The sequence below is a fragment of the Actinomyces provencensis genome (assembly GCF_900155435.1).
GTDB lineage: Bacteria > Actinomycetota > Actinomycetes > Actinomycetales > Actinomycetaceae > Pauljensenia > Pauljensenia provencensis.
The window spans coordinates 2,008,913-2,015,703 of record NZ_LT700212.1; the positions used below are offsets into that span (position 1 = coordinate 2,008,913).

Annotated in this window: 6 protein-coding genes; 1 reads left to right on the forward strand and 5 read right to left on the reverse strand. The window is 71.6% G+C overall.

Going from position 1 to position 6,791, the window contains the following annotated elements:
- The first annotated feature begins 5 nt into the window (after window positions 1-5).
- Complete coding sequence (locus tag BQ9890_RS08895) at window positions 6-833, forward strand: uridine kinase family protein (protein ID WP_230297886.1); 828 nt, start codon at window positions 6-8, stop codon at window positions 831-833.
- Window positions 834-1,274: 441 nt separating this feature from the next.
- Here BQ9890_RS08895 and lysS read toward each other — a convergent pair whose 3' ends face one another.
- The 5 genes from lysS to BQ9890_RS08920 all read right to left on the reverse strand — a co-directional run.
- Complete coding sequence (lysS, locus tag BQ9890_RS08900) at window positions 1,275-2,822, reverse strand: lysine--tRNA ligase (RefSeq protein ID WP_075892950.1); 1,548 nt, start codon at window positions 2,820-2,822, stop codon at window positions 1,275-1,277.
- 107 nt (window positions 2,823-2,929) lie between these two features.
- Window positions 2,930-3,376: an aspartate 1-decarboxylase gene (gene panD / locus BQ9890_RS08905; protein ID WP_075890940.1), complete on the reverse strand. Its 447-nt coding sequence runs from the start codon at window positions 3,374-3,376 to the stop codon at window positions 2,930-2,932.
- Window position 3,377: 1 nt separating this feature from the next.
- Window positions 3,378-4,259, reverse strand: a complete 882-nt coding sequence (panC, locus tag BQ9890_RS08910; RefSeq protein WP_075890942.1) for a pantoate--beta-alanine ligase — start codon at window positions 4,257-4,259, stop codon at window positions 3,378-3,380.
- A gap of 188 nt (window positions 4,260-4,447) precedes the next feature.
- Window positions 4,448-5,347 (reverse strand): Rossmann-like and DUF2520 domain-containing protein, encoded by a 900-nt coding sequence (locus BQ9890_RS08915; protein ID WP_268258646.1) that lies wholly within the window; start codon window positions 5,345-5,347, stop codon window positions 4,448-4,450.
- Window positions 5,337-6,791, reverse strand: a 1,455-nt coding sequence (locus tag BQ9890_RS08920) for a PH domain-containing protein (protein WP_195907653.1), incomplete at its 5' end; no start/stop codon positions are given. The genes BQ9890_RS08920 and BQ9890_RS08915, both read right to left, overlap by 11 nt.

The following is a 6,791-nucleotide window of genomic DNA, read 5'->3' on the forward strand; positions in this document are numbered from 1 at the left end:
TGCCCATGCACGCCGTCTCCCCGGACCCCGACCGGGACCCCGATCCCTCCACGGGGCTGAGGACTCCGCCGACGGTTCACCCCGGCGGGGATCCGTGGACGGTGGGGGTCGGCGACGGCGCCGGTTCGGCGGAGCCGGGGACCGGGGTGGGCGTCCCCGACACCGACGCACGCCAGGAGGGGCTCTTCGAGGTCCCCGCGGGCGCCAGGCGGGCGCGCGCACGCGTCATCATCCTCACCGGGCCCTCCGGGTCCGGCAAGACCTCACTCACCTCACGCACCGGGACGACCTCCCTGTCGCTGGACCACTTCTACCGCAACGGTGACGACGCGGACATGCCGATGCTGCGCGAGGGGCTGGTCGACTGGGACGACCCCCGTTCCTGGAACGCCGACGACGCCGTGCGTGCCATCCTGGAGCTCTGCCGGCAGGGACAGACCGAGGTCCCCATCTACGACATCCCCACCAACCGGCGCACGGGTGTGCGGCACATGGTCCTGGACCGCGACGAACCGCTCTTCGTGGCCGAGGGGATCTTCGCCGCGGAGCTGGTGCACCGGCTGGAGGACGAAGGCGTGCTGGCGGACGCGATCTGCATCGCACGCTCGCCCGTGCGCAACATGTGGTTCCGTCTGCTGCGTGACATGGGCGAGGCCCGCAAGCCGGTCCCGGTGCTCATCATGCGGGGTCTGAGATTGGCCCGCGAGGAGCCGGGCAAGGTCCGCCACCTGGAGGAGTGCGGATGCAGGCCCGTGGCGTCCCTCGACGAGGCCGCAGCAGCCCTTGAGGCGCTCGTCCACGCCGAACGCAGGGCCCAGCGCGCCGCCCGCTGACCCCCCCTCCCGCGAAGTCCGCTCAGTTCCACCCTCGAAGTCCGCTCAGTTCCAGGGTCGAAGTCCGCTCTGTTCTGACCTCGAAGTCCGCTCTGTTCCGGCACTGAGATCCGCCCGAATGGTCCCACCTCGGGATCTGCCGTCGTGCCCCTCGCGGTTCCGACGTGGGCAAAGCGGGTGGAGTGCCCGTGGTCAGTGCGCCGTCAGGCGCCCGCGCGCACCGACCGCCGTGACGGGCTCGCCCCTACGCGGGAGCGTGCTGGGGAACCTCTGCGCCCATGACCCCGACGAGACGAGAACGGGAGAGCTCTCGCCGATCGGACATGGGACAGCACCCCCAGGCCCCAGGCCCCAGGAGGACGGACTTCACGCCCCGAACAGAGCGGACTTCGACCCTGGAACTGAGCGGACTTCGAGGTCAGAACAGAGCGGACTTCGGCATCAGAGTTTCTTGACGAGGGGGAAGGTGATGGTCTCCCGGATCCCCTGACCCGTCAGTGCCATGAGGAGGCGGTCCAGGCCCATGCCCATGCCGCCGGCGGGCGGCATGCCGTACTCCATGGCCGTGAGGAAGTCCTCGTCGAGGACCATCGCCTCGGGGTCGCCCTCCGCGGCCGCCAGGGCCTGGGCCTCGAAGCGCTGGCGCTGGACCACCGGGTCCACGAGCTCCGAGTATGCCGTGGCCAGCTCGAAGCCACGCACGTAGAGGTCCCACTTCTCCACCACACCGGGCCTGGTGCGGTGCGCGCGGGTCAGGGGGCTGGAGTCCTCGGGGAAGTCACGCACGAAGGTCGGGGCCCACAGGTGGTCGCCCACCGTCTTCTCGAAGAGGACCTCGACGATCTTGCCCGGCACGTAGTGGTCCGGGATCTCCTCCCCGATCTCGCCCGCCAGGGCCACGAGCTCCTCGCGCGGGGTGAAGGGGGTGACGGTGCGCCCCACCGCGTCCGAGACGGCGTCGTAGAGGCTGATGTGGTCCCAGCTGCCGGAGAGGTCGTACAACGTGCCGTCGGGCAGGGTCACGACCTCGGTGCCGAGTGCGTCCCGGGCGGACTTCTGGATGAACTCCCGTGTCCGGGTCGCCATGGTGTCGTAGGTGCCGTAGGCCTCGTAGGCCTCCAGCATCGTGAACTCCGGGGAGTGGGAGGAGTCGGCGCCCTCGTTGCGGAAGTTCCGGTTGATCTCGAAGACCTTGTCGATCCCGCCCACGACCGCGCGCTTGAGGTACAGCTCGGGGGCGATGCGCAGGTAGAGGTCGGTGTCGTAGGCGTTCATGTGGGTACTGAACGGGCGCGCCGCCGCACCCCCGTGGAGCACCTGCAGCATCGGGGTCTCGATCTCCACGAAGCCCGCCGCATCGAAGTACTGGCGCAGGGACTTCACGACCTTGGCCCGCAGCCGCACCATGTCCCGGGCAGCGGGGCGCACGATCATGTCGAGGTAACGTCGACGCACACGCATGTCCTCCGAGAGTCCGCCCCCGGTCCCTCCCTCACCGGAGGTGAAGGTCTTGGGCAACGGTCGCAGGGCCTTGGAGGCGATCTCCCAGGCGGGTGCGGTGTCCCCGCCGGGCTCGGCCATCACGGAAAGCTCCCCGCGACGTGAGGAGATCACTCGTCCGTGGACGAAGAGGTGGTCCCCCAGGTCGACCTCGGCCTTGTACTCCGCCAGGGACTCGGGCCCGACCTCCTTGGCGGAGAGCATGACCTGGAGGCGGTTGCCCTCCCCGTCCTGGAGGGTCGCGAAGCACAGCTTGCCGGAGTTGCGCATGAGCACCACGCGCCCCGCGAGACCGACGACCACGTCCGTCTCCTCGCCTGCCTCCAGACCGGAGTAGTCGGCGCGGACCTGCTTGATGGTGGTCGTGATGGGCAGGACGACCGGGTAGGGCGACACACCCTCGTCGAGCATCTTCTGGCGCTTCGCCGCCCGCACCCGGACCTGCTCGGGGGTGTCGTCGGCGGGCGACGGCACGGGCTTCTGGCCCAGGGGGTCCTGGGTCACGGAATCTGGGGACGGGGTGGGCTCGGTGTTCGCGTCAGTCACCCGCCCATGGTAGCCGGTGGTGGTGGGGCCACCGTCGGCCCGCACACGGCTCAGGCCGGGCCCGACACCCCAGTGGAGTGCAGGCCCAGCTCGCGTGCCCGCGCGGTGTCCTCGGGGACGGCACCCGGGTCGTCCCCCGTGTGCAGCGCGACATTGTGCTCGTCCACGAAGACCACCTTCGGACGCCACTGTCGCGCCCGGGACTCCGGGACCTGGGCGTAGGCCATGACGATCACCAGGTCACCGACCTCCACCAGGTGGGCGGCGGCCCCGTTGAGCTGCAGCATCCCGGATCCTCGCTCACCGGCGATGACGTAGGTGGTCAGCCGGTTGCCGTTCTCGATGTCGGCGATGTCGACCTGCTGGCCCGCGAGGATGTCGGCAGCCTCCAGCAGGTCGGCGTCGATGGTCACCGAGCCGACGTAGTTCAGGTCCGCTCCTGTGACGCGCACGCGGTGGATCTTGCCCTGGATCATCGGGCGCATGACCTCGGTCATCTCATTCCCCTCCTTGCGAGGACCCGCCGCCCAGGGTCAGCAGTGTGTTGTCGATCAGGCGTGTGGCCCCGACGCGCGCGGCGACCAGGAGGAATGCTCGGGCGCCACCGGGCGCACCGTCCCCCACGGGGTCGAAGGTGTCCGGGTCCGCGAGCGCCACGTAGTCCACCTCGACGCCCTCCTCGCGTGCGAGCACCGCAGCGGTGTCGGCGAGGATGCGCGAGGGCGCCCCACCCGTCCCGGCTGTGTGTGCACCGGCGCGCAGGGATCTGGACAGGGCGCGGGCGTGGACCCGTTCCTCCGGTGAGAGGTAGCGGTTGCGGCTGGAGCGTGCGACACCGTCGTCGTCGCGGACGATCGGCACCGACACGATGCGCACCGGGAGGTCCAGGTCGCGCACCAGGGTGCGGACCATGGCGAGTTGCTGGGCGTCCTTCTGCCCGAAGATCGCGACATCCGGGTGGGTGAGGTTGATGACCTTGGTGACCACGAGGGCGACCCCGGCGAGGTGGGTGGGGCGGGTGGCCCCCTCCAGGACCCGGGCGATGGGGCCCGGATCGATGGTCACCCGCGGGGGCACGGGGTAGACGTCCGCAGGGTCGGGGGCGTAGACGACCTCGACGCCCACCGAACGCAGGAGCTCGACATCGGCGTCCAGGGTGCGGGGATAGGCGTCGAAGTCCTCACCGGGCGCGAACTGGGTGGGGTTGACGAAGATGGAGACGACGACGTGGTCGGCCAGTTCACGGGCCTCGCGCACCAGGGAGAGGTGCCCCTCGTGCAGTGCGCCCATCGTCATCACCAGGGCACGGGTGCCGCTGGTGTCGGCCAGGGCGGCTGCCAGCTCCTGGCGGTTCTTCGCGATGACAGGTGCGTCGTGCACGGGTTGCTCCTCGATGTGGTCCCCGGGTGTCTCCCGGGCACCCCATTGTCCCGCGCCGCAGCACCGGGATGCACATCGAAGCCGCAACGGCACCGCCCACACACAGAACGGTGTCCACCCGCTCCCCGGGGCCGCACCAGAACCGAGGGGTCCACCCGCGTGCAGCGACGTCCCGGCCCGCGGCCCCGTCAGGTCCCGGCCCCTCCGAGAGCCAGGGCGGCCAGGACCTCGGTGGCCGTGCGCTCCGGGAGGCGGCCCGAGGCCACCAGCATCCTCACGGTTGCCCGCGCCATGTGGGCGTAGGTGTCCGCGACGTCGTCGAGGTCACCCGAGCCGAGCAGGGCCTCCATGTGGCGGGCCACCGTTCCTGCGTCCCCCCGGGCGACGGGACCGGACAGGCCTGCCTCCCCCTCGCGGCTCACGCGGTCCAGCGCCGCCTCCAGGAGCGGACGCATGAAGGCACCCGTGTCCTCCACGCCCGCCTCGGCCAGGGCCCTCTGCGCCTGCACGACCAGGGTCACCAGGTGGTTGGCCCCGTGGGCGAGGGCGGCGTGGTAGAGCGGGCGCTGCTCCTCGGCGACGACCACCGGTTCGCCACCGAGCTCGACCACCAGCGCCTGGGCGATGGGGAGGACGGGGGCGGGCGCGGTGACCGCGAAGGGGGTGCCCACCAGCCGTGCGATGTCGATGCTGGTGCCGGTGAAGGTCATGGCGGGGTGGATGGCCAGGGGGATCGCCCCCAGGCGGCGTGCGGGCTCGAGCACGGCCGTGCCGTGGGCACCGCTGGTGTGGGCGAGGAGTTGGCCCCCCTGCCACACGCGCAGGTCGGCCAACCCCTTCACGAGGGGCTCGATCTGGTCGTCGGGAACCGCCAGCACCACCAGTTCGCTGCGCTCGACGAGGTGCTCCACGTCGAGGACGGGCACACCGGGCAGCATGACCTCGGCGCGTTCCAGCGAGGCCGGCGAGGACGCGGTCACCCCGACGATCGCATGACCTGCACCCCGCAGGGCGGAGGCGATGACAGGTCCGACGTGGCCCATCCCGACCACGCCGACACCGAGACGTCCCGGTCGTTCAGTTCCCACGCGGCTCGCCCTCCTCGTCCGCCTTCCCGCGGTCCTCCCCCACCCCAGGGGCGTCCGACGCCGTGCCCTCGACCACCGGGCCGCCGAGCGCCGGGGTCCCCGCCGGCGAGTTCCCCACCACGGGGTCTCCCGGACCGCTGTCCGGAGTCTCCGGGGCGAATCGCTCGTCCGGGCGGCCGTCGACCCCGCCGCCAGGCCCACCGCCGGCCACACCACGGACAGCGTCGTCGGTTCCACCGGTGGCGTCCTCGACGATGGCCTCGCGCACCTCCCGGTCCGGAACCACGGCTGCCACACGCATCATCCACTTCTCGGGGGGCTCGGAGCCACGGCGCACGCGTCCCAACTCCAGCAGGTCGGAGAGCAGTTCACGGGCATGGGCGGCATCGACGTGGGACGCCACGGCCCGCACGGAGCCGGGCACGATGTGCATGCGCAGCGTCGCGAGGTCCAGGTGCCGCTGCCAGGGTCCCTGCTCGACCCCGATCGACTGGAGCCGCTCGACGGGCGCCACCGTCAGCAGGTGTGACACCCGGCCCTGACGCACCACCAGGCAGGTGCGGGTCAGTGCCACCGCCTGCCGACGCCAGGACACCGGGTCCAGCACCCGGGAGCGACGTGGGTTGGGCACGTACCCCTCCCCCTCGCCCTCCCCGTCCAGGCCCGCCCCGATGAAGGCCCGGGGGTCCTCCACCCCCAGGTCGCGCACCACGAGCCAGATGGCCAGTTCGGCCTCGGCGCGTGTCCCCACCGGCAGCAGCACGTCATTGGAGCTGTTCGACGAGCTGCCCGAGTCCGAGGACTCCCCCGCGTATCCGGCCTGGGTGATGGTCACCCGGTACCACCCCATGCGCCGCCACAGGAAGGGCTGCGTGACCGAGACGGCGTGGACCCGCCGGGGCGGGATCGTCTGGGAACGGGTCTCGGTGAGCCCGCGGCGGATGCGGATGCCGTCGGGGGACACGGCGGCGGTGAAGTTGAACTCGCCCGAGAACCGTCCCCACAGGTAGGAGGCCACTCCCAGGATGCCGGGGACGGCAGCCACGAGTCCGGTGAGGGAGCGGGCACCGAACTGCACCATGGCCACGACGACGCCGACGACCACCGCGACCACGATCAGCAGGCCGATCAGGGTCCCCGAGGAGATGAGCATCGACCCGAGCAGGCGTCCGACCGGGACGCTGTAGAGCTGGTGCTCGTGGGCGACGGGCGCCACGCCGGGTCCGGCTCCCAGGGCCCTCGCCCCATCGGTGCGCACACCACCGGTCCCGGCCTCCGAGTCCGCGCCCGACGCGTCCGTGCCGGTCCGAGGGGTCCCGGGCATCCCCGTCCCCGCGGCACCCGTCCCGACCCCACCGGTGTTCGCTGCATCCTCACCGTCGGCGTCACTGCCCGCACCGTCACGCCCGTCGGTGCCGACCCTCCTGCCGACGCCCCTGTGCCC

Bases quoted from the DNA above. Each gene is read 5' to 3' on its own strand.
- BQ9890_RS08895 (WP_230297886.1), top strand. From the start codon at position 6: ATGCACGCCGTCTCCCCGGACCCCGACCGGGACCCCGATCCCTCCACG.
- panD (WP_075890940.1), bottom strand. From the start codon at position 3,376: ATGACCGAGGTCATGCGCCCGATGATCCAGGGCAAGATCCACCGCGTG.